The 21,576-nt window shown below is 50.1% G+C and carries 18 protein-coding genes; 4 read left to right on the plus strand and 14 right to left on the minus strand.

Features of this window, described 5'->3' with window-relative positions; genetic code table 11:
- Positions 1–18 precede the first annotated feature (18 nt).
- Positions 19–2,832, plus strand: a complete 2,814-nt coding sequence (locus R6H26_RS06875) for a response regulator (RefSeq protein ID WP_404789466.1) — start codon at positions 19–21, stop codon at positions 2,830–2,832.
- Here the strand turns inward: R6H26_RS06875 and R6H26_RS06880 are convergent.
- The 3 genes from R6H26_RS06880 to R6H26_RS06890 form a co-directional block, all read right to left on the minus strand.
- Entirely contained in the window at positions 2,829–3,566 is a 738-nt protein-coding gene (locus R6H26_RS06880; RefSeq protein WP_404789468.1) for a response regulator transcription factor, read from the minus strand. The genes R6H26_RS06875 and R6H26_RS06880 overlap by 4 nt on opposite strands.
- Positions 3,567–3,580: 14 nt before the next feature.
- Entirely contained in the window at positions 3,581–5,758 is a 2,178-nt protein-coding gene (locus R6H26_RS06885; RefSeq protein WP_404789469.1) for an EAL domain-containing protein, read from the minus strand.
- A 201-nt stretch (positions 5,759–5,959) separates the two neighbouring features.
- Complete coding sequence (locus R6H26_RS06890) at positions 5,960–6,949, minus strand: glucokinase (RefSeq protein ID WP_404789470.1); 990 nt, start codon at positions 6,947–6,949, stop codon at positions 5,960–5,962.
- Between the two features lie 275 nt (positions 6,950–7,224).
- Between R6H26_RS06890 and R6H26_RS06895 the strand changes: the two genes are divergently transcribed.
- Positions 7,225–8,706, plus strand: coding sequence for an alpha-amylase (locus tag R6H26_RS06895; RefSeq protein ID WP_404789472.1), 1,482 nt, complete (start codon positions 7,225–7,227; stop codon positions 8,704–8,706).
- 332 nt (positions 8,707–9,038) lie between these two features.
- On the opposite strand, the gene R6H26_RS06900 is transcribed toward R6H26_RS06895, so the two are convergent.
- The 9 genes from R6H26_RS06900 to R6H26_RS06940 form a co-directional block, all read right to left on the minus strand.
- Positions 9,039–9,722, minus strand: coding sequence for a lipid-binding SYLF domain-containing protein (locus R6H26_RS06900; protein ID WP_404789474.1), 684 nt, complete (start codon positions 9,720–9,722; stop codon positions 9,039–9,041).
- A gap of 539 nt (positions 9,723–10,261) precedes the next feature.
- Positions 10,262–10,534, minus strand: a complete 273-nt coding sequence (locus R6H26_RS06905; RefSeq protein WP_404789475.1) for a GlsB/YeaQ/YmgE family stress response membrane protein — start codon at positions 10,532–10,534, stop codon at positions 10,262–10,264.
- A gap of 118 nt (positions 10,535–10,652) precedes the next feature.
- Positions 10,653–12,008: a hypothetical protein gene (locus R6H26_RS06910; protein WP_404789477.1), complete on the minus strand. Its 1,356-nt coding sequence runs from the start codon at positions 12,006–12,008 to the stop codon at positions 10,653–10,655.
- 217 nt (positions 12,009–12,225) lie between these two features.
- Positions 12,226–12,699 (minus strand): hypothetical protein, encoded by a 474-nt coding sequence (locus R6H26_RS06915; RefSeq protein ID WP_404789479.1) that lies wholly within the window; start codon positions 12,697–12,699, stop codon positions 12,226–12,228.
- Between the two features lie 114 nt (positions 12,700–12,813).
- Complete coding sequence (locus tag R6H26_RS06920) at positions 12,814–14,349, minus strand: PRC-barrel domain-containing protein (RefSeq protein ID WP_404789480.1); 1,536 nt, start codon at positions 14,347–14,349, stop codon at positions 12,814–12,816.
- Between the two features lie 386 nt (positions 14,350–14,735).
- The gene (locus tag R6H26_RS06925) at positions 14,736–14,918 is read right to left on the minus strand and encodes a CsbD family protein (RefSeq protein WP_404789481.1); all 183 of its coding nucleotides are present in this window, start codon (positions 14,916–14,918) and stop codon (positions 14,736–14,738) included.
- 337 nt (positions 14,919–15,255) lie between these two features.
- A complete protein-coding gene (gene psb35, locus R6H26_RS06930) occupies positions 15,256–15,495 on the minus strand; it encodes a photosystem II assembly protein Psb35 (protein ID WP_404789483.1) in 240 nt (79 codons plus the stop codon).
- Between the two features lie 210 nt (positions 15,496–15,705).
- Positions 15,706–16,245, minus strand: coding sequence for a Dps family protein (locus tag R6H26_RS06935; protein WP_404789484.1), 540 nt, complete (start codon positions 16,243–16,245; stop codon positions 15,706–15,708).
- Between the two features lie 131 nt (positions 16,246–16,376).
- The gene (locus tag R6H26_RS06940) at positions 16,377–17,312 is read right to left on the minus strand and encodes a lipid kinase (protein ID WP_404789486.1); all 936 of its coding nucleotides are present in this window, start codon (positions 17,310–17,312) and stop codon (positions 16,377–16,379) included.
- A gap of 723 nt (positions 17,313–18,035) precedes the next feature.
- On the opposite strand from R6H26_RS06940, the gene R6H26_RS06945 reads away from it, so the two are divergent.
- Positions 18,036–18,566, plus strand: a complete 531-nt coding sequence (locus tag R6H26_RS06945) for a hypothetical protein (protein WP_404789488.1) — start codon at positions 18,036–18,038, stop codon at positions 18,564–18,566.
- 92 nt (positions 18,567–18,658) lie between these two features.
- On the plus strand, positions 18,659–19,024 hold the full coding sequence (locus tag R6H26_RS06950) for a hypothetical protein (protein WP_404789490.1): 366 nt from the start codon (positions 18,659–18,661) through the stop codon (positions 19,022–19,024).
- Positions 19,025–19,141: 117 nt separating this feature from the next.
- Here the strand turns inward: R6H26_RS06950 and R6H26_RS06955 are convergent, their stop codons facing one another.
- Both R6H26_RS06955 and R6H26_RS06960 read right to left on the minus strand, forming a co-directional pair.
- A complete protein-coding gene (locus tag R6H26_RS06955; protein WP_404789492.1) occupies positions 19,142–20,221 on the minus strand; it encodes a response regulator in 1,080 nt (359 codons plus the stop codon).
- Positions 20,222–20,271: 50 nt separating this feature from the next.
- Positions 20,272–21,570, minus strand: coding sequence for a hybrid sensor histidine kinase/response regulator (locus tag R6H26_RS06960; RefSeq protein WP_404789494.1), 1,299 nt, complete (start codon positions 21,568–21,570; stop codon positions 20,272–20,274).
- Between the last annotated feature and the right edge of the window lie 6 nt (positions 21,571–21,576).

Genomic DNA, 21,576 nt, shown 5'->3' on the forward strand with positions numbered 1-21,576 from the left:
TGAGTGCGATTCTGTCCTATGGTGTCTGACTTTCGCCCGCATGAATCCTATCAATTTTTTCTCCAAGAAGCGCCAGATCTCCTTCGGGATCTAGAGGATGGCGTTTTGGGATTGCGCCAAGGGCAGAGTGTTTCCAAGCTTTGGGAGCTGATGCGGATAGCGCATTCGATCAAAGGCGGTGCGGCCTGTGCGGGATTGGAGCACGTTCAAGAAATTGCCCACCACCTCGAAACAGCGTTTAAGACGATCGCCGAGGGAGGGATCGAGATCGATCTCGCGACGGAAGACCTCCTGCTGCAATCCTTTGATTGTCTCAAGTTTCCCATTTTCGAGGAAATCCAGACGGGGGGCTGCCAAGCCCATCAGGCCGTCAAAAAGGCACAGCAGGTGTGGGGGCAACTGGATGCCAAATTGCGATCGCAGCGTCCCGAACAGCCCAGATCGACAGAAGACCAAGACATCACCTATCTCCTGTTTTCTGAAGATGTTGCCAAAGGGCTCAACCGCCTCAGTACCGTGCTCGCGCAGGAGCGCAATGCGGATCGGCTTGACGCCATTAAAGCCCAGGTTCAAATCTTTCGCGGGATCGGCGAAATCTCCCATCTTCCTGGGTTTGTGGCGATCGCCGATGCCGTCCTCAAGGCCGTCCGTCGCAACCCCCAACAGGTCGATCGAGTGGGAGAGCTTGCCCTGAGGGACTTTCAGTCCGCACGAGCCGCCGTGCTAGGGGGCGATCGCCAACAGGGCGGTTGCCCGTCTCCAGAGTTGGTGACTTTAGCCCAGACCGTTTCCGCAGCGAATCTCGGTTCTGCTCCTGAATCCAATGACAACCACTGGTGGGAACCGCTAGACGAGGATGCTGAGGCGTTGGCCTCTGAACCCGCTGAGGCTCTGACCTTGGAAAGGACGCCATCCTCCGCCTCCCCAGTCGTGATGTCCGTCCGCCAAGACTGGGATCGTTTAGAACTGCTGAATGCGCTCGTCGGAGAGTTGATTTCTTTAGACAACCGCTTTTTAGCTCAAAATCAGCAGCACGACGCCACTTTAGAGGTGTTTTCGCGCTGTTTTAGCCGTATTAAGCAGCAAACCCTCAACCTCTATCGATGGTCAAACCAGTCTGCGGTCGCGGCAGAGGCGGGAGCGCAGCCGAGTCAGGGAATTGCTCCGGCCCTCAAGTCCTCCAGCTTTTTGCAAACGACCTTAGAAGACATCCTAGAAGAGCTAGCGCAGCTCAACGAGACCTTTAAGGATCTGAGTTTTTTGGGGCAGCAGTACCAACAGGTGCTGAAGCAAAAGCAAAAGACGACCAAAAAAGTACAAACCAATCTATTGCAAACTCAAATGCTGCCCGTCAGCGAACTGCTCCAGCAATTTCCGCGAATGGTGCGGGATCTCGCGAATCGGGAAAACAAACAGATTCACTTAGACCTTCAGGGCGGCAGTACCCTGATCGAGAAGCCTATTTTAGAAAAACTCTACGACCCCCTCGTCCATCTCGTGCGCAACGCCTTCGACCACGGCTGCGAACTCGCTGCCGTGCGGCAGGCGCTGAACAAACCGCCTTTGGCAACCATTCGCATCCGGGCTTGGAATCGGGGCCATCATATCTACGTGACTGTTGAAGATGACGGACAGGGGATCGATGGAGAAGTCGTTCGGGCTAAGGCGATCGCCTTGGGCTGGGTATCGCCTGCAGAAGCAGAGCGGCTGTCGGAGCAACAAATTTATCAGTATCTGTTCGAGCCAAATTTCTCTACTGCTGCGGCGGTCGGTCATGTTTCGGGGCGCGGGATGGGACTCTACGCCGTTCAAACCCAAATCAGCGGCCTAAAAGGGACCGTAACGGTGAACTCCCAACTGGGCAAAGGCACCACCTTTACCCTTCGGCTTCCCCTGACTTCTACCGTGACCAAGCTCTTGGTATTTCGCGTCAATCGCCACCTTTTTGCGCTACCCGTCAATACCCTGGCATCCATTGCCATTGCCACTCAAGATCTGCTTCAAAACCATCAAAATCAGACGTTTTACTATTGGAAAGGTCATTTTGTCCCCATCTTAACGTTGCCTTCCCTAGCCGCCTACGGCTACCCGCTTCCCTCCCTCGGTCAAGATGAGTTGCGCAAGTCGGACGCCGCTTCAGCAGTGGCCCAGACGGCAGCATCAGAGCCTCCCGCAGCCAGTCAATTTCCGCTGCTGCTGATTTCGCGCGGCACCCAAGCGATCGCCCTCAAAATCGACGAGATTTTGGTGGAACAAGATCTGGTGATTAAGCCCTTCAATCATGCTACTCTCACGCCCCCCGCCTACTTGCGGGGATGCACCCTTTTAGGGGATGGCCGACTGGTACCCGTTTTAGAGGGAAGTGCCTTGGTCGAGAAATGGGGGCACCGCAGCGCGCATACCCAGCCCAGCGTGCGGGTGGGTGCCTCTGCACTTCAAAATTCGCCCGTTCCATCTCTCCTGAGCGTTTTGGTCGTTGACGATTCCCTCACCATTCGCAATGCCCTCACGATTACGCTGCGGCGGCATGGGTATCGCGTCATCCAAGCAAAGGACGGCTTGGAAGCAATGGGGCTGCTCGAGCAAGAATCGGCGATCGCTGCCATTATTTGCGACATTGAAATGCCCCGGATGAGCGGTCTTGAGTTCCTCAGCCGCCATAGGGTGCAGCATCAGGCTGTCCCCGTCATCATCTTGACCTACCGCAGCGGGCAGCGCTATCGTCGGCTGGCAGAGCAGCTGGGAGCCTCGGCTTATCTGACAAAACCTTACCTCGATCGAGAGTTACTCTCTACCCTACAGCGCTGCATTGCCCCTACAACTGGAGCTTAAGATCCGCCCGCTTTGCGCGCCGACTGGGTAAACTGTTCCATCAGCGCTGTTGTATTGCTCGGTGTTAGGAGCTTTTGCAGCACCGAAGCTTCATTGACAAAAGCCAGCAATCGCGCAAACTCCGTCTGGAGCGCTCGCGCGTGCGGGCCGTTCTCAGGTGCAGTTGTATCCTGAAGTTGTTCTACAGCGTGACGGATCGATGATAGCCGCTGGAGGAGGAGCTGAAAAGATTCTTCTAGCAATCGATCCTTCGATGCCATCAACTGCTGTAGTGCGAGTGCATCTAGATCGAGAGCGCCAGAATTGAGAGCGTCAGAATGGCCGTTGCGCGCTAAATCGGGCGAGCTTTGTCTCGTTCTGGTTTGTTGTTTGCCGAGCTGCGCGGCGATCGCATTGCGCAACTCCTCACTGGTAATTGGCTTGTTGAGGTAGTCGTCCGCACCCATGGCCAGACCTTGCTGAAGCGCCGCATCGTGGGTCGTCATGGTCAAAAAGATAAACGGAATCGCTGCCGTGTGCGGATCCTTTTGGAGCGTTGTCAGGACATCGTACCCATCCAACTCGGGCATCATGATGTCGCAGATAATTAGATCGGGTAGGTGCTGTTGGGCGAGCTGAATGCCGATGCGTCCGTTTTCAGCTCCCAGGGATTCAAAGCCTTCAGAACCCAAAAAATTCAAGAGATTGGTGCGCGTGAGTCGCTCATCTTCAATCACTAAAATTGTCTCTGCCATAGAACGTAATGCCTTTATAGGTGCGGTACGAGGCCAAGGTTTAAAGGAGTGGGTTGCGCGATGCCATACCCCTGGGCGTAGTCCACGCCAAACCCCCGAAGTTTTTCTAGAATGGAGTCACTTTCTACAAATTCGGCGATAGTCTGCATCCCAATTTCATGACCGATTCGATTCATGCATTCCACGAGGGCGCTGTCTACGGAATCGTTCGTAATATTTTTGATAAAGCTGCCGTCTATTTTGACGTAGTCTACCGGCAGATTTTTGAGATAGGCAAAGGAACTCATGCCGCTCCCAAAATCATCTAGGGCAAAAGAGCAACCCATCGCTTTAATTTCGTCGATCAGGCGAGCTGCTTTGCTGAGATTGGCGATCGCCGCCGTCTCTGTAATTTCAAAACAGATGTTTTGAGGCGAAACTTCGTGCATCATAAATTGCTCTTTCAAAAAGACCAAAAACAGATCGTCGCTGATGCTAACTCCCGATAAATTTATCGCATAAACACAGTCTAGATCGCGAGGTTCAGTTAAAACATCTCGGCCAAAAGATTTGTAACCCGAGAAAAAATGGCTGACAACCCATCGATCGATGGCTGTCATTAACCCGTAGCGTTCCGCTGCTGGAATAAAAGCCATGGGAGAAATGACTTCCCCCGTGTCTGATAGCATCCGCAGCAGGAGTTCGTAGTGGGTTTTGGCACTAGATCCCAGGGCAATGGGCCTAATCTCTTGCTTGTACAGACAAAAACGTTTTTCTTCAAGGGCTTTGGTAATGCGAGCGATCCACTGGCGTTCTCCGCGCTGCTGCACGAGATCGAGATCGTCGACTTGGTACACGTGAATGCGGTTGCGTCCCCCTTCCTTGGCGGCGTAGCAGGCGGCATCCGCCGCACCCAGAATGGCGTTTAGGTCGCGGCTCTCGGCATCGATCGACACCAAGCCAATGCTGGCTCCAATGCTAAAGGTATTGTTCTGCCATACAAACCGGAACCCTTGAATCATGCTCAACAAGTGATCTGTAATGCTGTTGGCGTTCATAGGGCCGCAATCGTGCAGAATAATGCCAAATTCATCGCCGCCGATGCGCGCGAGGGTATCGGTGGTGCGGAGCCGTCGTCGCAGCAAAACCGAAAGCTGGCGCAACAGTTCGTCTCCAGCAATGTGACCGCAGGTGTCGTTGACAATTTTGAACTGGTCGAGGTCGAGATAGCACAACGTGTGCTGCTGTCCCGTTTCTTGGGCGCTGGAGATTACTTCAGCCAGCCGCTGCTCGAACTCCCTGCGGTTTACTAGCCCCGTTAGGAAGTCGTGACTGGCCTGCCACGATAGTTTTCGCGCCAGAGCGTAGTGCTGGGTCACATCTCGGAAGACCACAACCGAGCCGATCATTTGATTGTTGCGATCGCGAACCGGGGCAGCAGTGCCGTCGATGGCATACTCCGTACCGTTTCGCGCCAACAAAACGCTAGCATGAGGCAACCCGATGGCTTTGCCAGAACTTCTAACTTTTGAGACTAAGTTTGTCACGATCTGGAGCGAAACCGCCCTTACCACGCGAAAGACCTCTGCAAGGGGCATTCCTTTAGCGTGTTCTAGACGCCAGCCCGTAATTTGTTCTGCAATTGGATTGAGGTATTGAATTTCCCCTGTGGCATCGGTTGTAATGACCGCATCGCCGATCGACTGAAGCACGTTATCCGCCAGTTCTTTTTCGTGGAACAGCGCCTGCTCCATCTGCTTTCGCTCCGTAATGTCCTGCCAGGAGCCAATAATTTCAACGGGAATCCCATCCTCATCCCAAATCAACCGACGCCGATCTTGGATCCAACGGTAGACTCCATCGCAATGTAGAAATCGGTACTCAAAAACCCGGTGGCCGTGCTGGGGTAAATAGGACAGCTCCTTTAAGACATAAGTGACGTCTTCAGGGTGCAGACACTGCTTCCACAGGCCGAGATTTTCTAGGAAGTCTTGAGGCTGGTAGCCGAATTGCTCGATACTCGCGCTTACGAAAATGATGCCGTATTCGCTGGAGGGTTGGCTGCTATAAATGACGGTGGGACTGGAGGACAGCAGCCGTTGGAGCCTGCGCTTGGTCGCTAAAAGAACTTGTTCGGCGCGCTGTTGCCGGGATAGCTGCTGCTTGAGATTGGAATTTTCTGCTAATGCTTGCTCTATGGATTGACCGCTCATGCCCTATCCCTCAGATTAAGACAATCATAGGGCGCTCTTTGGTTCTTAGGACACCAAGCCATTTGCGCGAAGATCCTTCAGTGCTTTATTCTCCCTCAGTATAATATTTCCGAGTCTGCTCCCTGAAAGGATATCAAGTCCAATTTGCAATATTGAGTCCGAGTTAAGGGATGCTGACTTAAGGAGGCTCGAACGAGTTCCTTAAATCAGCTTTTGGGCGTACAGAGTGGCTCCTAGAAGGCCGACTTTGGGGTTGATAATGAGCGAGACGCGTAAGTTCTCGAGGAGCGATCGCATTCGACCTTTGTCTAAAAAGTTCTCGATAAAGGTGCCATCCTGAAGCTTGGGCAGGATTTTGGCCCCCACCCCACCTGCTAAGTACAGGCCGCCATAGGGCAAGCTTTTTAGGGCTAGATTGCCCGCTTCAGCGCCGTAGGCTGCCACAAACAGCTCTAGCGCTTTAGTGCAGAGGGCATCGCTGTTAGAGAGCGCGTGGGCTGCGATCGCCGCAGAAGGGTCTTCCTGCTGAAGTTGTTCTTCTACTGCAGCAGAAGCCGGGGCAAAGCCAGCGCTTCGCAAGTACTCGTAGATGCGATAAATACCTCGACCGGATACGACGCGCTCTACTGAAACTCTGCCGTAGCGTTCTCGCAAAAAAGACATCAGCCCCACTTCTAAGTCGGTGCGCGGTGCAAAATCGGCATGACCGCCTTCGGTAGCCATGACTTCGTAGCGGTTTTCTTGCAGGACTAGCAGTGCTTCTCCCAGTCCAGTGCCTGCTCCCAATACCGCAATAGGGGCGCGGGGTACTGCGGGTCGATCTTGCAAGACCACAACGTCGTCTGGCCCGAGGGCTAGGATGCCGTAGCCAACGGCGGCAAAGTCATTGATCAGCCGAATCTGCGGTATCCCCAATTCGGTTTCCATCTGCCGCGCATCTAGGTCCCAGGACAAGTTCGTGACCAACGACCGATCGTCTCGGACGGGGCCGGCGATCGCAAAGCAAGCTGCGGTCGGCGGGGTGTCGCGACCTGCTTCGCTCAAAAACAGGCGAACGATCGGACTTAGATGCGGAAATTTAGCACTGGGATAACTGGCTTCGCGAAGCGTCGCGAGACCTGTAGGGGTCAACTCGCTCAAGCGCAATAAGGTTTTAGTTCCGCCGATATCTCCCGCCAGTAATTGCGTCATGTCCCCATCGCCTATTGCAACATTTCTGTGCTGATTATGACCGATCTTTAGGCTTTACTCGCTCCCGATATTTCAAAATGCCACTTTTAGGAGGAGTCGTGCTGCTCGCGACGTTAAGAGCTATTTCCCAAACTTTGCACGAGCGAACTGTAAATTTGTCCTCTACCGATCGGTAGAAAGTGCTAAAAAAATCGATAGATGGCATAACTCGTATTCTGATTTATTATCGCCAATAAGATAGAAGCATTTACCCTTCTCTGGAGAGAAAAACAAACATGGCCGCAGCAAATGGCGTAATGATGCAGTATTTCCACTGGTATAACCCAGATGACGGGCAACTTTGGAACCAGTTGGCCGAGGCGGCTACAGATTTGGCAAAAATAGGCGTCACTTCTCTTTGGCTCCCACCTGCCTATAAGGGCACGGGTGGGGGCATGGATGTAGGCTACGGCGTTTACGATTTGTTCGATCTGGGCGAGTTCGACCAAAAAGGCTCTGTTCGCACGAAGTACGGCACTAAGGACGAATATTTGGCGGCCATTAAGGCGGCTCAAGCTGCTGGCATTCGCATTTATGCCGATGCCGTATTCAACCATAAGCTAGGGGCTGATGAAGAAGAAGAGTGTCAGGCAACGCCCTTCGACCCCGACAACCGCAATGCCCCGATTGGGGAGTATCAAACCATTAAAGCTTGGACCCACTTTACCTTCCCCGGTCGAGGCAACAAGTATTCCAGCATGAAGTGGCACTGGTGGCATTTTGATGCGATCGACTACAACGCCTACAACAGCGACGAACGGGCCATCTATTTGCTCCAAGGCAAAGATTTTGACCGGAACGTAGACCTAGAGAACGGGAACTTCGACTACTTGATGGGTTGCGACCTGGATATGGACCATCCCGAAGTCGTGGGAGAACTGGATTATTGGGGAGAATGGTACTTAGATACGACTGGGGTGGATGGGTTCCGGTTTGATGCCGTGAAGCATGTCTCTGCCGGATTCTTTCAGAAGTGGCTCGATCGCCTTTGCAATTACGCGCAACGCGATATTTTTGGGGTCGGAGAGTATTGGTCCTACGACGTTGAAGCGCTCCATAGCTTCATCGAAACCACCAATGGCAGAGTGACCTTATTTGACGCGCCGCTCCACTACAACTTTCACGTCGCGAGCAAATCGGGGAACAGCTACGACATGCGGACGATCTTTGACAATACGTTGGTACAGCAACAGCCTGCATTAGCGGTTACGCTAGTTGACAATCACGATTCTCAGCCGCTTCAATCTCTAGAATCAGTGGTTGAATCTTGGTTCAAGCCCCTTGCCTACGCGCTGATTCTATTGCGTAGCGAGGGATATCCCTGCATTTTTTATCCCGATTACTACGGCGCGCACTACAAAGACACGGGTAGCGACGGTAGCGAGTGCGAAATCTGGCTGGATAGTCATCGAGACGTGCTCGACCGCATGTTGTTCGCTCGCCAAACCTATGCATATGGCGAGCAGTACGATTATTTCGACCATGCCAATACACTGGGCTGGACTCGCTTGGGCGATGAAGAACATCCCGGAGGAATGGCCGTCGTGTTGAGCAATGGCGATGCAGGTACTAAAACAATGGAGATAGGTCAGCCTAAGCGCACCTATGTCGATGTTACAGGCCACGTTAGCGAACCCGTTACCACAAACGATGAGGGTTGGGCAGAATTTTGCTGTACTGCAGGCTCGGTATCGGTTTGGGTTCCACAGGATGAGTGAGGATAAAAAAAGCTTGGCAGGACGAGAGACGCTGGTTGACTGACAAAACTAATACCCCTCATCCCCTAGCCCCTTCTCCCAAAAGGGGAGAAGGGGAACAAAAATGTTTCCAACTTCTAGCTCCCCTCTCCCTCTCTGGGAGAGGGGTTGGGGGCTTCGGTGTGAGGCTTCGACGGTGAGCTCAGCCGAACCGCGCTCAGCCGAACGGTGAGGGTCTTAAACTTTTGTCAGTCAATCAGCGAGAGACGTCCTGCCTTTTTATAAAACGATCGATCTGTTTGTTTAGCTTTCTTTTGCGAGCTAGCCAATTTCTATCGAAATGGAGGCAAATCTCACCGACTCGAAATAGCCCGACTTAGGGTGCGTTGCAAGTCGCCAACAATGGTTGGAGGGGTAACGCTAGTTCCCGTAAATACTTGGCGAGCTGTAATGTTTCTTTGCCCGTAAAGATCTGCTGTTTTGTCGTCGTCGTAATCTAACTTCATGCCAGATAGGGCAACGCCGCCAAATAGACCTTCGCTCTTTACGTAGGTATAGATATTGCCCGTACTGTCTGTGGGATAAACGGCATCCGCGCCTGTCGGCCCTGCTGTCCCCGAGACACTACCCCCTAATCTAAAGTCTGAATTGTAGACCTTACGGATGCTTTCATTATCTTGAAAGGCCATAATAATATCGCTAGACTTGGCTCCGACTTGCAGGCCCAAACTACCGCTGGTCAGTGTCATAATAACGGGATTGCTCCAACTCCCGTTTGAGTTGCGGAGCATCATCACCCCTTGGCCTCGCCGACCCCCCAAAAAGAATGCTGCTTGAACGACATTGGGGATAATGGCAATGCCTTGACTATTTTGTAAAATGCGGGGTGGAATGCGCTTGCTGTTTACAAATTCTTGTAAAACAGTATTTGCAGAGCTAACAGTTTTAGTCGAGTCGCTAGCTGCAAAGGCTGGGTAGCTAGTACTTGAAATGACTAGTGCTGCTACAGGAACTGCCATCAATCTATGGAAATTCATTGCTTCTTCCTCTTTTTTATCTCTAGTTTTTGAAAGCTTCTAAAAGTTGAACTTCAATATTATGAAATACTTATTTAAAGAAGCGTCAAAGTGTGAGTTTGAGATGCCTGGGAAAATGCTTGGATTTAGGTTTTTCTGGGCTTGCGCTTCTCAAGACAGTTTTTGGCGCGAGTCTTGAAAGGTGGATATCGAGCGCGAGTATAAAACCGAATTGACTGACAAAACTTTTTCTTTAGGAGTTAAAAGCGCCGCTGCAAAAGTAAGGCATACCTCTTAACTCCTTGGTAGAACCCTCAAAGAAATAACCTGCGACGATAAACTTTATGTTTACAAGCGCGATCCTACCGGCCACCTTCTAAATCGGATTGAAGGATGCCATAGTACTTTGATGATTAACTTTTGTCAGTCATCCAGGTACGAAGCTTTCGAGACATATTAAAACTAGCTCTTAACACTTCAAATTTTTGAGTGCTGGCTTTTGCCTTGAAGAGCAATTTGTCTTGACAAAATTGGCTTCGATTTCGATCGTTCCGAGCTCCTTAAACGTTGCTGCTTCTGGTAATGAGTCCCCACAGGAAAATGGCAACCATTGCTCCTAAAACAGCAACAATAACTCCAGGGATGCTCAGACCGGGAGCCGTTAAAACTAAAGCTCCCGTCGAGAAGAAGGTATACAGGCTCCCTCCAATAAAAGCACCGATAATTCCCAGAATCATTGTGGCAAGAATGCCACCGCCTTGCGTTCCTGGGTAGATGGCTTTAGCGATCGCACCTGCTAAAAGGCCTAAGACAACCCAAGCGATAATGTTCATAGTTCAGCTCCTAAAGTTAATCGTTTATATCCGTACTTTATTGATTTTTTGTGAGTTTTTAGTCTATCTAACGAGAGGTTCTTTTGCTTAAAAATGCCTCTAAAAGGGATAAGGTTGACTATCGGATTTTAAATCCTGTCCCCGTTTTCTGCTTTACTTTCTGCTTAGATTGACTTTTATGAACTTCTTTGACAGCATCTTGAAACAGAGTATGTAAATGCAATGGAACGCTAGCGGTTTCAGGAAGCTTTGGACTGAGGGGCTTTCTGAATTCTTGCAAAAGCTTATCCAAGTCTTGGCTGAGGTTGAAATGAGGTCTATCTAGAACTGCTTTTAGGACCGCTTCAAGCTGTATTGGATATTGCTCGGCTAAATGCTTCCAAACATAGGCGTTCATTTCAGCATCTTCTAAAGACTGAAGCACCAGGTTTTTCCCATTTTCCACGCTCTGCCAGTCTTCGGCCTCTAATAGCTTCTCAATTCTATGATACGTCGGCAAAAGCATCTGTCCCCACCGAGGATGGGTAAGAATTGTTAATGCCTCAGCTTTTTTTAAGCGATCGGGTAAATCGACCTGAGGGGGAGCCATTAACGGTGTTTTTCCATCTGGAGGACGACTTTTAAAGAGTTCGTCAACAGCAGCTTTACCAACGCCTGCAGATGCGGCTACTTCGGTTATTTCTGCTTTAGAAACGCCCGCTTCTTCGGCTAATGCCTCAAAGGATTCGGTGCCGTTAATGCCCATCGCTGCCAAGCGATGCTCGGCCATTACTTCTTGGAATGCCTTAAGTTTTTGATTCGCTTGGTATCCGGGTAGCGTAACCTCGCTACTCCCAAAAAAGTCTACAAACTCTCGGTGGTACTGTTCTACAGAATTCCAGGCCTCCTCAAGCAATTCAGGCGCGTCTCCATAGAGGTCTTCTTCGAACTGCTGTTTGAAATTGCCAATCGCAACGGCGAGCTTCGGTTTGCCCAACTTCCCTAGCAAGATAAGGGCATTAGAAAACATCCAGTCGGTGGGTGTGACTGGGGCAATTCGCGTCAAAACGATTTCTTCCTCTTTCAGACGGGCAAGCTGTTCTGGAGATTGCAAGCCATTAGATTTGACGTTGTAGTGCTTGGCGGTCATCCAATTCCTGAGCTCGACGCCGTCGGGCGAGACTCGAACGACGCAAAACAAACCCGTGAAACTTTGCTGCCAACTCATCACCAGATTGCGATCGCGCTCTTCCAATTCCGGCGCGCTTTCTAAAAAGAGTTGTAAGGGCGTTTTGTCGCCGATTCTACCCGCGCTTAAAAAGCGATCGACGACCAAATCTGTAGGCCCGTTGCCTTGATAGTGAGATTTTGCAAACCGGGAAAGATGTTCGGCACAGTAAGTTTCCAAAGAGATTGCCAGGTCTCCCTCGGCCTCTAGGACAAAATCTAAAAGTTTTTGCTTTAAGACTCCCGCTCGCTCTAATGTCTTTTCCATCGCTGTGCTCAGAAAGAGGTAACGGAATATAAGCTCAGTTACTTAGATGATAGATCTACGACTCGATCGAATCAAAAACACCTGAAGGCGATCTGATATCTTGACTTCAGGCGTTTTTGATAGAAAAAGTCGCAGCTCAGTGGTATGAAGCTTTCAACGATTGCTGAGGCTTTAGAACAAAAAGTAATAAAACGATAGTTCTCATATCCTTGCCAGTCTAGTTTGCAGAACTTGGACTTGGAGACTCAGTTTGTTCCGAATCTTGGGTGCTGCTACTGGACTCGTTGTCAGGAGCGGAGGGAGCGGCTGCGGGGGGAGATGATGTTGCCGCAGGAGGAGCTGCAGCAGGAGATGGAGCAGAGGGAGCGCTGGGCACAGTGATGTTTATATTGGGCTGAGTGGTTGCTTGCGGGACCGGAACGAGTTCGCGAGTTTTCTCTTCGCGGATGATCGTTTCTTTTTCAGGCGTTGCTGGTGAGGCGCTGGGGATGACGATAGGGTTGGTGGCAGGCACTGGTTCGTCGCGACGGCTGAGAACGAAATACGCGCCAATAGCAGCCGCGATCGCCAAGGCCAGTAGGATTCCTAAAGTCATTCCGCTCAGGGCAGCGGTGTCTTCTTTTCGGGCATTTTCTCTTTGAGCGGCGTATCGCTCTGCATCGAGGCGGTCTTGATTTTTATCGTATGACATCGTAGTTAATTGCTTTTGCTAGAGTGGTTGAACGAAATTGGTAGAAAGCGTTCGGTTTGGGTAAAGTCAGAAGCAGCGTTCCGAGCTTCATCCGAAACCGAATCTATTGTTTCTTCAAAGGGCAGCTTGACCCGCTTGAGGAGCGCGCATGTCCTGTAAAGAAAGTTTTGGCGTTTCCGTGTAGACCGAGTTGAGCAAAAGGTCGAGAACGTCAGATTCTCGAGCGCTACTGATGGCGTGGTGCGTGATCAGCTCGCCTACATTGAGGATGACGTTATCGTTTCGGTCGAGGATAACCCGCGTTACGGGTCTGCCTAATGCTCCGCGAATGCGCTGCTCTTCGATCGCTTCGGCACTGCGTCCCTGAAGTTCGTTTGCGGCTTCCTTCACTTGAATCCACAACTGTCTAGCGCCTGCTTGGAGCTGTTCTCCGGTCGATTGGGTCGTAGATCTGAGCCTCGACCCCGTAACGCTCGCGAACTGTTGGGTGCGATCTCGAACTAAATCGCTACTAGAAAGGCCAACGGCATTCAGAATGGCCTGCTCTTTGCGGTAAGTTTTCGCTCGTGCGATGACGGTCTCGGTAACGATTTGGCCCGGTGCTGCAATAATAATGCCTCCATCCGTGCGCACGATTTGTTGGATCCGCCTGCCTAAAGCTCGATCGATGCCTAGGCTGGCAACTGCACTACCGATGCGATCGCCCACCTTTTCAGACAACCGACCGCCAGCCGCCCGAAATACCGCATCCAAAATGCCCAGCGACTCAGCCGTATCTAAAATCAGAGGGGTAATCGGCTCGCCTTTAAGCAATAAAATTTGTCCGTTAGGCGTATCGACCGATTCCAGCGCAGTTTTGCCCAGCGCAAATGCCTTTTGCTCAGAAGGATCTACCACAGCGTTGGTAAGGGATGTATTGGCACTGCGAGCCAGCTCTTGAAATTTAAGGTTGGTCGTTTCGGCAGCAACTTGAGCCTTTTCCCCAGCGACGGATGTGAATTCCTGAAACTTCTCGCCCGTAACTTCTGCCGCAGACTGAAGCCTTTGCGAAGTAACTTGACCTAACTCCTGCAGCTTTTCTCCAGTTGCTTGAGCGGTATCCTGGACTTTCACGCTGGCATTCTGAACTGCAGCTTTAATACCCCCTACCTGCTCTTCCATGTATTCAGCAGTATGAGAAGGCACGAATGCAACGTCTTCACCGATCTTGAGAGTTTGAAGCGCGGGTACGAAAGAACGACCTGAGTAGGCATCTGCGAACAGTCCGCCAGAGACTTCGTAGCCTTCAACTGAGCCAGTCCGCTCGTCAAAGTACATATCAACCATGGTCCCCAAATCTCGACCGTCTGTGGTCATGATGCGGGTTCCTTTGAGAATGTTGTTGTGCTCTAGAATCCGATCGATCGAGGGAATTTCTTTGGCTCTCGAAACAGAATCCTTAGAAGGAATAATAACTGCGTTGGGTCCAATGGCTTGAATGTCTTTTAACAGTATGACTTTAGCGCTACTAAACCAACCTTTTTCACTCAATAGAAATCCTAAAAGCTGGTTGGTATTCTGGTCGAATAGGAGGTCTTTGACCCTGTCAAAACGCTCGCCTGTATCGTAAGAAACAACTGGTTTTTCTAAAATGTCTCGTCCTTTTAGCATGATTTGTTATTCTCTAGAATTCCTTCAAAATAAATGTTGGCTCAAATTCAATAATGAAGGCTACTCAACGGGTAGAGAAGATAACGTAGTCTTCGATATCGATCTATTTATCGATCGCTGCTCTTGGCCCCACCCTGGAATAAAATCTGTGTAGCCAAAGTACTCAACGCCTGCGGCAGCAGTTGCTACTGCTGCAACTAAGACTACCGTAGCGAGCAATCCATTATTCGATTGGCGTCCGACCAGTCTTGGCATCATTTTGTCCTCAATTGAACGGGGATTGAATAGACTAAAAATATAAAACTTAAATGCTCCAAGGATGTTGAGGAAGATTTCTTGAAATAATCTTCCTCATCTTCATTAAATGATGAAACTCAAAATGCTATCTAATCAATAACTTTCTTGGCTTCATCTTTGACGTTTTCGATGCTATTACGCACTTCAGCTTCAGCTTGTTTGGCTTTACCCTCAGCTTTATCTTTAGGATCGCCTGTTACTTCACCTAGGCCCTCTTGAAGCTTGCCTTCGATATTTTTTGCTGCAGCTCTAACTCTATCTTCAATGCTCATAGCTATTTCCCCTTGGAACTTACTTGTGAATCGTTGTTAACTCCTATAAGTTATCTTCTTTGTTGGTATCGAGCATCCGCTAAACGGCCGATCTTTTTCTATTTAGAAGGAAATGCTAGGAAAATTAAGTTTCTAATCTTTTCTATACCTTTGGATGACGATACCAATAAAGATTCGAAAAAAGGGCCGAGCAGCGCTCGGCCCTTTAGAGGTAGGGTAAAGACAAAAATTAAGGTTACTCCCGAGATAGAAACTACCAACCATTCTGTAGGGGCGCAAGGCCTTGCGTCCCTACGACTCGGTATTCTCTTTTCTGGAGGTTGTCTAATTTTCTAAATTATGGATTGCCTAAACCGGGGGTTTCAGACTCTTCTACTTCGGGCACGAAGTCGGGACGTTCTTTGTCTTCCCAACCGACCGGACGCTTGGAGTTGTACCAAGCCACTGAACCCAACCCTGCTGCGGCGACAAATCCTAAGACCATTACAGTTGGTAGTAGTGCGGCACCGAACTGATTGCTGGTTTCAGCAGCTTCCGCCATGGTTGCAAGCCATTGAACGATCGGGGTATTTAGCATTGAATTTTCTCCTTGGTATTCTGCTTGAAAATTGAACGCCAGCCTTAGGAAAGAACTGGGTTTAGACCAAACACCTTGCTCGTCTTCGTCGTAGCGCTCGTGGATGATAGCCCAAGCAGACTGTTCTGCTTTGAGGGCAGTCCATTACGGACAGTTTTCCGTCTTTTGCGTTCGAGTTCAAAAATCTAGGTGCATTTCCTGGCAACTACTCTACACGCCAACAGCCGTTTTCTCATTCAGGCTGGGCGAGTGACCGTCTGCCCGAACGGCTTCCCCTTCCACAAAAGAGCGCAGCATCCAAGCCATGGCTTCGTGTTGTTCCATCAGCCCTGTCAAGAAGTCTGCAGTGCCTTCATCATGAAAGCTTTCGCTGCACTGCTCGACGTGATCGCGCAGATCTCGAATGATTTGTTCGTGATCCTGTACCAAACGAGCGACCATTTCAGTCGCGCTGGGGATGTCGCCAGAATGCTCCTTAATGGATGCCATTTTTAAAAAGCCTTCCATCGTGCCGACCGGATAACCACCCAAGGTCCGAACTCTCTCCGCGCAGGCATCAATGGTTTCCGTCAGCGTTTCGTACTGTTCTTCCCAAAGTTGATGAAGGGTGCGGAACTGTGGGCCTACGACGTCCCAGTGATATTTTTTGGTTTTAACAAGCACGAGGTATAGGTTTGATAGATCTTTGTTCAATAGGGCAATGACACCCTCTCGCTGCTGGTCGGTTAAACCAATATTGATACTACGCATTTAATCTACCCTCTGGATTTGGAGAACGACGTTGACCTATCCATCAGTTCACCAAACTTGGAGACAGCGCACATCGATCTAAAGGTCAGAGAAGTTCCGCAGTTTCCTCTCTCCGATGGTGGAGGGCGGGGCTAATGCTTTGGCGAAAGTCCTGCGGAGGTGTTTTGAGGTGGCGTACTGTCGCCAGCGCTCTGAGCTGGCGTGAATACGGTCAACGCTTTAGGTAAGATGCGAAAATGCGCTGGGGTGGAGGTTGTAATTTCGCCGTCCGTGTTGATGGATCTCGGTCGCCGAGTCTGGACGTAAAATTCTTGCCCTTCCCAAGACTCGCTCCAAGGGGTAGACGCGTGATGTCCTCGTTGGAACAGCGGCATTAGCGCGATCATTTGCCACCAATGCTGCAGCGACAAACTATAAAGATCTAATCGGCCATCGTTGATGGTCGCATTGGAGGCTACTACCATGCCGCCCCCATAGAAGCGACCGTTCCCGACCGTAATCTGGATGGTTTTGACTGAATGAACTTGACCGTTTGCCTCGCGCACTTCAGCCCAAAAAGGACGGCTTTTCCAGAGAACCTTAAAGGCCGTCACCGCATAAGCTAAAATTCCCCAACGCTGCTTGACTTCTTTGGTAAGCTCGCGCGTGATTTTAACGCTCAAGCCAAGGCTGGCAACGTTAAAGAAATGCTGTCCGTTGACCCAGCCTATGTCGATGCGCCGAGTGTTCCCCGCTGCAATAACTTGACAGGCTTGGGCCAGATCTGCCTGTATTCCTAAAGTCCGGGCTAAGTCGTTGGCGGTGCCGAGCGGTAGCAAACCCAAGGGAAGTTGAGTGTCGATCAGACCGGCGATCGCCGCATTGAGCGTGCCGTCTCCACCGCCAACGATGACGAGATCCACTCGATCTTTGTGTTGTCGAATGAGGTTGGAAAGTTCTCCTGATGGCGGCATTTCTCGCTCTAGCAGATCGAATCCTCGCTCGCGAAGCAGCTCGATAACCGTTGAGATTTTTTGCTGACCCTTACGGGCGTGACGGTTGATCAGTAATAGCGCTCTTTTGCCCACATTTTTGCCTCAATCCCTTATAAATCTTAACAAATAGGACGCGGATAAACTCACTCATAAATGCCAGCCTCGGTAAGGCCATAAATAAAAAGTATTCATTTAATTTAATATTATCAATGTAACATGGGCTAATACAGTTGTTATTTATTAATTGTATCGAGTGTGTCGAGCAATTATTGACCTACTTGGAGAAGCGATCTATTTCTTGCGGTCTAATCGAGAAAGTAGAAAGTACGTCTATTGACGTAGAAGTTTAGGGTTGCGCGATCGCCGAGGGTTAAGACTGGCACCCCCAACCCCTCTCTCAGAACCTACCGTGTACGTACATCTTTTTTGGAATCTAATCAACCTTGCATTCGCCCCCCTAGCCCTCCCATATTGAGGGGGAATGACCCTAGTTTTCGGATTTCTCCCCCCAGAATTGGGGGGTCGGGGGGGAGAATGCGAGATTAAATGAGGCTTTTAAAACAGCCTCTAACAGTTCTTGAATAAAGCCGTCTTGTAATAACAGTTTGTGCTTGAAACGTATTGGAGCTAAAGCTAATTTTTGGATTGGTATTTGATTTATAAAACTTTATTAAGGCATTGGTTTTAGACCCTAAATGGCTAGAGTCGGGAATAAAAATTTAAGCGGTTGGTTTTTAGATCTACTCCAATTGAGTGATTTATAGAGTGCACCTAAGCGGTAAAAGTATTGTGTAAGTTGTGGCAAGGAACAATGCAATGAAGTTTAATCTGTGGGTGGCAGTCAAAACTCGACTTCAACGTTTAATCGTTGTAGCTTCGTTGGCTTTAGCTTTGGGTTGGTTATTAGGGGGGGTTCCTGCGCTGAGTGCCTCTGCAATGGCTGACCCTTTTCCCCTAATCGCAGCGTCTAGCACTGCTAATCGAGTCAAAGGTCAGGTTGACGAAGTCGATCGAGCGATCGACAGTACCCAGGACAAATTAGATTCTGCATCTAAAGATGTTTCAAAAAAAGCAAAGGATCTAGCAGCTCAGGCTAAAGGTAAAGTCCGAAAGGATGTTGCCAAAGCCAAGGCTTCTGCAAAAGACGCTCGAGTCACTGCTAGTAGTAAGGTCGAGCGCGATCTTGCAAGGACGCAAGAAGGAGCTGAAAATGCCAAGGCAGCAGCGCGCAGTCGTGCTAAGCAAGAAGCAAGCAAAGCTGACAGTGTTTTAGAGAAAGCTAGCAACAAAGCAGAAGAGTTTGCCTCTAATGCTTTAGATACCGCTAAAAACCTTTTAGGACAGTAACGCTTTGCGAATGCTTCAATTTTTGAGGCAAAGTTTATCCCACTATCACTGCAAATCAAAGCAACTCAAATAAGTTTTAGGAGAGGTTCAGTATGAAACTTTTTAATATGGGTCGGTTCGTATTCCGACCCGTCCGCCTAGTTGCGACTATCCTAGTTAGTGCGTTTGTGTTTCTGACTGCGGCTGTCCCGGCCTTTGCATTTGGCACCACTCCGAGTAGTCCCACAGATGCTACGGCCCAACTGGGCAACATCGAACGGGAGGCTCAAAAGGTTGCAGAATCAAAGGTGGCACCTGGTTCGATGCAGGAATCCGAAGCGCGCGCTCAAGGCGGTATCAATGAAGTGCAAGGCGATGCGGATAAGGACAAGATGAGCCGTCCTAGCAATTCCAAAGATGCCACGACCATTAGAGATGAAATCGGTCAAGCTTTGAAGAAGGCAACAAATCAGGACTAACGCCCATCGCCGGGTTGTCCGTAGGAGGTTTTGGCTCTAGTTTGTAGCGCCTTCCCAAGAAAAAGAATAGCCTAGAGAACTTATAAGTTCTCTAGGCTATTCTCGATCCGCGTGAGATTAATACGCGGGGAGATAGATCGTAAACGCGCTCCCGCAATTGGGTTGAGAGTCCACCTTGATGGTTCCTTTGTGGGCCTGCACGATACGAGAGACTAAATGCAGCCCTAAGCCGCTGCCAGACTGCTGGTGAGTGCCTTTGTGAAAGCGTTGAAACATCCGCTCTAGTTCTTGAGGGGATAACCCCGCCCCGGTATCGCGAACGATTAGCACGATCCGATCGCCGGGTGGCGGAGCGGTAATGCCGATCTCAATAGAGCCTTCTTCTGTGAACTTAATCGCATTGCCGACGAGATTGGTTAACATCCTGCGCAGTTCTAAGTAGTCGCCGAGGACTTTGACAGGAGTAGATTCAGGTTGAGTTGAGGGTTCGATCGTCAGCGTCAATCCTTTCCCTTCTGCAAGATGTTTGAGTTCCTGCACGACTTCTTCAACTATTTCTCTTAAATTGCAGGGAATAAAGGTGAGGGTCTTTGCTCCCGCTTCATAACACTGCACTTCTAGTAAGGTATCTACAATCTGCATGAGGTGGTAGTTGCTGCGAATCATGGCAGAGATGGCTTGGTGCATGTCTGGAGATATAGGACAAAAGGCTTCTTGCTGAAACAGCTTCAGCATTTTGTCCGCAGCGACCAATGGGGTTCTCAGGTCGTGGGTGAGATGGGCGATGAAGTCTTGGCGCTGGAGGGCAAGCTGTTCGCGCTCGTCAATGCTGTGCTTGAGGCGGAGGAGCGATCGCACCCGAGCCGCGAGTTCGTCAACGTCGACGGGTTTGCGTACGAAGTCATCCGCGCCAGACTCCAGCCCTTCAACGACATCTGAAGTTTGGTGGGCGGTGAGCAGCAAGATGGGAATGTAAGGCAGCTTCGAATTCTGACGAACGCGACGGGTCACTTCGTAACCGTTCATCTCCGGCATCATGATATCCAGTAAGATCAAGTCTGGCGGTAGCCGATCCACCTCAGCTAAGGCCTCAGCGCCGCTTGAAACCAAGATCAGCTCGTAACCTTCGTCTTCTAAAATAATCTCGATGAGGGCAAGATTATCGGGGGTATCGTCAACGACAAGTATTCGATCCATGAGCTGCTCTATAAAAAGTCCGAATGAAGATGAAACGAGCGCTCGCTCGCTTACTTAATAGCAGTGTGATGCCCCGCCAATTTTGAAAAAGCCCGAGCCGGGTTCGAGTTAGCGCGATCGTCTTTATTCGAGTTAGCGCGATCGTCTTTAATCGAACGGGGAATTTCAATCTGAAATGTCGAACCTTGGCCTAATTGGCTGATAACCGTAATATTGCCTCCCATCATCTGAACCAATGTTTTAGTGATGGCCAAGCCCAGGCCAGTCCCTGAATATTTGCGAGTATCCGATTGATCGACCTGACGAAAGGCATCGAAAATGCAGTCAATATGCTCCGGCGCAATCCCGGTTCCTGTGTCGCGGACTGAAATGCAAAGGGTTTCCGATTGGGTCTCTCGCACCTCTACCCAGACCTTTCCCGTTTCGGTAAACTTAATGGCGTTAGAAAGCAAGTTTACCAAGGCTTGGCGAAGTCGTTCCGGATCGTTAAAAACAATAGCATTTTGGAGATCGATCTCCGCGCTCAAGGTGATTTCCTTGAACAGCGCCAGCGAACGAACCTCATCCACCGTGGCCGTCACCAAATGTTGGAGGTTGAAGATTTCTGGTTTTAGGTCGAGGTTATGGGCTTCAATGCGCGAAAAATCTAGAACTTCGCTCAGCATGTGCAGTAGGTTCTTACCATTCGTGAAAATGCGCTGGACCATTTCAGTCTGCTTTTCATTCAAAGTTCCCTTGCTAGACCGCATCAGCATCTGAGAAAAACCCAGAATGGCCGTCAGAGGCGTGCGCAATTCGTGAGAAAGGGTAGCCAGAAAGCGAGACTTGAGTTGCGAAGCGTGAATGAGCTGAAGGTTTTGCTGGTAAATTTGCTGGCGTTGTCGCTCTAGTGCTTGGTTTTGCTCTAATAGGAGGTCGTAGCTTTTTTGAAGGCGCTGATTGGCTAAAGCAGCTTGCCGTTCGGCATTGTAAATCCTCAGCGCGTTCCGCAACATGCGGCTGATGCGATCTGGAGAAATTTTCGATTTGATGAGATAGTCGCTGGCTCCGGCCTTCATGAGGTCTACCGCAATCTGCTCGTCCCCCTGACCGGTGAGCACGATCAAAGGGGTTAAGATTCCCTCTTTGCGAACGGACTGCACGAGAGCCAGTCCATCTCGGTCGGGGAGGCGATAGTCTGCAAAGATGCAATCGAAAAGTTGAGTTTTGAGGATGTCTGTAGCGCTGGCATAGGTCGCTGCTTCGTAAATCTCGGTCTGGATCCCAGTTTTGTCGAGCGCGCGACGCACTGCCTGCCGATCGACCTCATCGTCATCCACGATCAAAATTTTGAGCAGATCGCTATCCATAAGCAC

Origin of the sequence: Altericista sp. CCNU0014 (assembly GCF_044923475.1) — a bacterium.
Taxonomy (GTDB): Bacteria; Cyanobacteriota; Cyanobacteriia; order Thermosynechococcales; family Thermosynechococcaceae; genus JAAURS01.

What these genes read in the sequence shown, in the direction of transcription:
- R6H26_RS06885 (WP_404789469.1), bottom strand. Translation starts at nt 5,758, where the DNA reads ATGAGCGGTCAATCCATAGAGCAAGCATTAGCAGAAAATTCCAATCTC.
- R6H26_RS06910 (WP_404789477.1), bottom strand. Translation starts at nt 12,008, where the DNA reads ATGGAAAAGACATTAGAGCGAGCGGGAGTCTTAAAGCAAAAACTTTTA.
- R6H26_RS06900 (WP_404789474.1), bottom strand. Translation starts at nt 9,722, where the DNA reads ATGAATTTCCATAGATTGATGGCAGTTCCTGTAGCAGCACTAGTCATT.
- R6H26_RS06880 (WP_404789468.1), bottom strand. Translation starts at nt 3,566, where the DNA reads ATGGCAGAGACAATTTTAGTGATTGAAGATGAGCGACTCACGCGCACC.
- R6H26_RS06960 (WP_404789494.1), bottom strand. Translation starts at nt 21,570, where the DNA reads ATGGATAGCGATCTGCTCAAAATTTTGATCGTGGATGACGATGAGGTC.
- psb35 (WP_404789483.1), bottom strand. Translation starts at nt 15,495, where the DNA reads ATGCTAAATACCCCGATCGTTCAATGGCTTGCAACCATGGCGGAAGCT.
- R6H26_RS06915 (WP_404789479.1), bottom strand. Translation starts at nt 12,699, where the DNA reads ATGTCATACGATAAAAATCAAGACCGCCTCGATGCAGAGCGATACGCC.
- R6H26_RS06920 (WP_404789480.1), bottom strand. Translation starts at nt 14,349, where the DNA reads ATGCTAAAAGGACGAGACATTTTAGAAAAACCAGTTGTTTCTTACGAT.
- R6H26_RS06925 (WP_404789481.1), bottom strand. Translation starts at nt 14,918, where the DNA reads ATGAGCATTGAAGATAGAGTTAGAGCTGCAGCAAAAAATATCGAAGGC.
- R6H26_RS06950 (WP_404789490.1), top strand. Translation starts at nt 18,659, where the DNA reads ATGAAACTTTTTAATATGGGTCGGTTCGTATTCCGACCCGTCCGCCTA.
- R6H26_RS06905 (WP_404789475.1), bottom strand. Translation starts at nt 10,534, where the DNA reads ATGAACATTATCGCTTGGGTTGTCTTAGGCCTTTTAGCAGGTGCGATC.
- R6H26_RS06890 (WP_404789470.1), bottom strand. Translation starts at nt 6,949, where the DNA reads ATGACGCAATTACTGGCGGGAGATATCGGCGGAACTAAAACCTTATTG.
- R6H26_RS06895 (WP_404789472.1), top strand. Translation starts at nt 7,225, where the DNA reads ATGGCCGCAGCAAATGGCGTAATGATGCAGTATTTCCACTGGTATAAC.
- R6H26_RS06875 (WP_404789466.1), top strand. Translation starts at nt 19, where the DNA reads ATGGTGTCTGACTTTCGCCCGCATGAATCCTATCAATTTTTTCTCCAA.
- R6H26_RS06945 (WP_404789488.1), top strand. Translation starts at nt 18,036, where the DNA reads ATGAAGTTTAATCTGTGGGTGGCAGTCAAAACTCGACTTCAACGTTTA.
- R6H26_RS06955 (WP_404789492.1), bottom strand. Translation starts at nt 20,221, where the DNA reads ATGGATCGAATACTTGTCGTTGACGATACCCCCGATAATCTTGCCCTC.
- R6H26_RS06935 (WP_404789484.1), bottom strand. Translation starts at nt 16,245, where the DNA reads ATGCGTAGTATCAATATTGGTTTAACCGACCAGCAGCGAGAGGGTGTC.